This window comes from Mesorhizobium sp. M7A.F.Ca.CA.002.15.2.1, from assembly GCF_003998715.1.
Lineage (GTDB): Bacteria > Pseudomonadota > Alphaproteobacteria > Rhizobiales > Rhizobiaceae > Mesorhizobium > Mesorhizobium ciceri.
Genome location: NZ_RZPI01000531.1, coordinates 1 through 3,991, shown reverse-complemented (window position 1 = coordinate 3,991; position 3,991 = coordinate 1). Strand labels below are relative to the sequence as shown.

The 3,991-nt window shown below is 62.9% G+C and carries 3 protein-coding genes and 1 pseudogene; 2 read left to right on the top strand and 2 right to left on the bottom strand.

The genetic code is table 11. The features are described from left to right. Together ENZ74_RS24340 and ENZ74_RS24335 are read left to right on the top strand one after the other, a co-directional pair. Window positions 1–2,010, top strand: a 2,010-nt coding sequence (locus ENZ74_RS24340) for an anthranilate synthase (RefSeq protein ID WP_127313040.1), incomplete at its 5' end; no start/stop codon positions are given. A gap of 5 nt (window positions 2,011–2,015) precedes the next feature. Then, window positions 2,016–2,963 carry a cation diffusion facilitator family transporter gene (locus ENZ74_RS24335; protein WP_013529938.1) on the top strand — a complete coding sequence of 316 codons (948 nt, stop codon included), beginning with the start codon at window positions 2,016–2,018 and terminating at the stop codon, window positions 2,961–2,963. 202 nt (window positions 2,964–3,165) lie between these two features. On the opposite strand, the gene ENZ74_RS24330 is transcribed toward ENZ74_RS24335, so the two are convergent. Both ENZ74_RS24330 and ENZ74_RS24325 read right to left on the bottom strand, forming a co-directional pair. Further along, the gene (locus tag ENZ74_RS24330) at window positions 3,166–3,372 is read right to left on the bottom strand and encodes an AbrB/MazE/SpoVT family DNA-binding domain-containing protein (RefSeq protein WP_013529937.1); all 207 of its coding nucleotides are present in this window, start codon (window positions 3,370–3,372) and stop codon (window positions 3,166–3,168) included. Window positions 3,373–3,391: 19 nt separating this feature from the next. Continuing rightward, window positions 3,392–3,991, bottom strand: a pseudogene (locus ENZ74_RS24325) (hypothetical protein); the annotation flags it as partial.

Here is a 3,991-nt window from a genome sequence, read left to right as displayed (position 1 = left end):
CGCTGGGACACCGCCATCATCGACCCGCCTCTGGTTATCTCCGCGCGCGGCCGCGCCATGCGTGTCGAGGCCCTCAACGGCCGTGGCGAGGTGTTGTTGCCGGTCATCGGCAAGGCGCTGGGTAGCCTGGCCGATATCACCATCGCCGAGACATCGAAAAGGCTCATCCGTCTCGACGTCGCCAAGCCCGGCCGTGTCTTCACGGAAGAAGAGCGCAGCCGCGTTCCTTCGGTGTTCACGGTGCTGCGCGCCATCACCGCTCTGTTCAAGACCGAGGAAGACGCCAATCTAGGTCTCTACGGCGCTTTCGGCTACGATCTCGCCTTCCAGTTCGACCCGGTAGACTACAAGCTCGAACGCAAGCCAAGCCAGCGCGACCTGGTGCTGTTCCTGCCTGACGAGATCCTGGTCGTCGACCATTATTCGGCCAAGGCATGGACCGACCGCTACGACTATGCCGGCGAGGGTTTTTCGACCGAAGGGCTGCCGCGCGACGAAATCTCCGAGCCGTTCAAGAGCCCCGACCGCATCCCGCCGCGCGGCGACCATGAACCCGGAGAATACGCCGACCTGGTGCGCAAGGCGATGGATTCGTTCAAGCGCGGCGACCTGTTCGAGGTCGTGCCGGGCCAGATGTTCTACGAGCGCTGCGAGACGCAGCCGTCCGAGATTTCGCGCAAGCTGAAGGCCATCAATCCGTCGCCCTATTCCTTCTTCATCAATCTGGGCGAAGGTGAATATCTGATCGGCGCCTCGCCCGAAATGTTCGTGCGCGTCAACGGCCGCCGCGTCGAGACCTGCCCGATCTCGGGCACCATCAAGCGCGGCGACGACGCAATTTCCGACTCAGAGCAGATCCTGAAACTGCTCAACTCGAAGAAAGACGAATCCGAGCTGACCATGTGCTCGGACGTCGACCGCAACGACAAGTCGCGGGTCTGCGAGCCGGGTTCGGTGCGCGTTATCGGCCGGCGCCAGATCGAGATGTATTCGCGCCTGATCCATACGGTCGACCACATCGAAGGCAGGCTGCGCGAAGGCATGGATGCCTTCGATGCCTTCCTGTCGCATGCCTGGGCGGTCACCGTCACCGGCGCGCCGAAGCTATGGGCCATGCGCTTTATCGAGCAGAACGAGAAGAGCCCGCGCGCCTGGTATGGCGGCGCGATCGGCATGGTCAATTTCAACGGCGACATGAACACCGGCCTGACGCTCCGCACCATCCGTATCAAGGACGGCATTGCCGAAGTGCGCGCCGGCGCCACATTGCTGTTCGACAGCATTCCCGAGGAAGAAGAAGCCGAAACCGAACTGAAGGCATCCGCCATGCTCTCCGCCATCCGCGACGCCAAGACAGGCAATTCCGCCAGCACCGAGCGCACCACCGCGCGCGTCGGCGACGGCGTCAACATCCTGCTGGTCGACCACGAGGACAGTTTCGTCCACACGCTGGCCAATTATTTTCGCCAGACCGGCACCAACGTCTCGACCGTTCGCTCGCCGGTGCATGAGGAAGTCTTCGACCGGCTGAAACCCGACCTCGTCGTGCTGTCGCCCGGCCCCGGCACGCCGAAGGACTTCGATTGCGCCGCAACCATCAAGAAGGCGCGCGCCCGCGAACTGCCGATCTTCGGCGTCTGCCTTGGCCTGCAGGCATTGGCCGAGGCCTATGGCGGCGAACTGCGGCAGCTGCACATACCGATGCACGGCAAGCCGTCGCGCATCCGCGTCTCCAAGCCCGGCATCATCTTCTCCGGCCTGCCCAAGGAAGTCACCGTCGGCCGCTACCACTCGATCTTTGCCGATCCGGTGCGGCTGCCCGACGATTTCATCGTCACGGCCGAGACCGAGGACGGCGTCATCATGGCCTTCGAGCACCGCAAGGAGCCGATCGCCGCAGTGCAATTCCACCCGGAATCGATCATGACGCTCGGGCACAATGCCGGCATGCGCATCATCGAGAACATCGTCGCCCACCTGCCGCGCAAGGCCAAGGAAAAGGCCGCCTGACGATCATGGCCGAAGCCGAGAACACGATGGCGATCGCGGCCAAGGCGGCCGCGAAGCGCAAGGTCGCGAACCTCGCCTTCTGGTCGATTATCGTCGCCTTTGTCGTGCTCGCGCTGAAAGCTGCCGCCTGGTACGTCACCGGCTCAGTCGCACTCTATTCGGACGCACTGGAATCGATCGTCAACGTCATCGCCTCGGTCGCCGCCTTCTGGGCGATCCAGATCAGCCACAAGCCGGCCGACCAGGATCATCCCTTCGGCCATCACAAGGCCGAGTATTTCTCGGCAGTGCTGGAAGGCGTGTTGATCGTGCTTGCCGCGCTATTGATCCTCAACGAGGTCTGGCGCTCCTGGCAGACTCCGTCACCCTTGGAACAGCCTTGGGAAGGTCTTGCGGTCAACGGCGTTGCCACGATTATCAACGCCTTCTGGGCCTGGACGCTGATCCGCGCCGGCAGGGCGGAGAAATCACCGGCACTGGTCGCCGACGGCAACCACATCATGACCGACGTGGTGACCTCGATCGGGGTCTTCGGCGGCCTGGTCGGGGCGATCCTGACCGGCTGGCAGATCCTCGACCCCGCACTTGCCGTCCTCGTGGCGCTGAACATTCTGTGGCAGGGCTGGCATGTCATCGGCTCGTCGATGAACGGGCTGATGGACCGCGCCGTCGACACCCAGGAGCACATGCGCATCCGCGACGTCATCTCGGCCAACTGCAAGGGCGCGCTTGAAGTGCACGACCTCAAGACGCGCATCGCCGGCCGCGCCACCTTCATCGAGTTTCATCTGGTCGTCGACGCAGACATGTCGGTCGGCGCCAGCCATGTCATCTGCGACCGCATCGAGGACGCGCTGAAGGCCGAAATCCCCTCGGTGCGCGTCACCATCCACGTCGAGCCCGACGACGAGGCCAAGCTGCCGAAGGGCACAACCGCCGTGCCGTTTGCCTGAGGCGATTTCCTGTAGCGACTTGGGAAAATTAACCGAAGCTTCTCGACTTCGTCATCCACGGGCGAAGCAGGAGCGAAGCTCCGTCGCGGAGACCCGAAGATCCATGCCGCGACCTTGTCCGTAGAGTGCAGCGGAACAGAATTCTGCACCGCAGCAGCGCTCAGATGTCACGCATGGATCCTATGGTCTGCGCCGCCAGTCTCTATCGGCCTTCCAAAGCTGCCTCAACAAAATCGTCGTCAAGTGGCCCGGTCAAACTGTCGAGCCAGACCCAATCCTGCGCAAGCGGTTCGAGAACGACCGCTCGGCCCTCGCGAAGGATTGAAATCTCGCCGGTATCGAAACGGTATTTCTTCGGCATGCGTACTGCTTGCGATCCGCCAGACCAAAAGACTTTTGCCTTATCCATTCGCGCCCTCCATTGAAGCTCAAGGCGAGCAGGCCGATTGCGGCATCGGCTGCAGCCGATAGACCTTGTCGTCGGATTTCGTCTTTCCGGCGTCCGCCTTCGAACACAGGTCGACGATTGCAAGCGCGCTGTTTGGGTTGGCCAGCATCATCGTGCCGTTGGCGCCACGCTTGAGGAAAATCTCCTTCTGCGCGATGTCGCAGGAGAAATTGCTCATCTTCGTGCTGGCCGCGCAGCGCCACTGGTCGGCTTCGCCCTGGCAGGAATAGGTCTGCGTCACCTTGGCCGATTTCTGCCGTGTGGTGACGGTAACGGCAATGTCGGCGCCGTCTGGCCAATTGGCGGTGTCACCGCCCGAGGCGAAGGACGCCAGTTCTACCTTGCCGCGGAAAACCCGGATCGACTGGGTGAGTTGATCGGGGTGCGAGCCGAGATGCGCTGCATCGTAGTCGCGCCCATAGCAGAACGCCTGGTCCGGCTTCAGCCGCTCGCGTAGCGGAGCTCCGAGCGCAGCGGCGACTGGGTCGATGCGCGCGAACTCCGCCTGGCAGGTCGCTGCCGGCATCGGGTCGAGGCGGAAATTGTCATCCTCCGAGCCGAGCGCCCGCCTGTCATATTC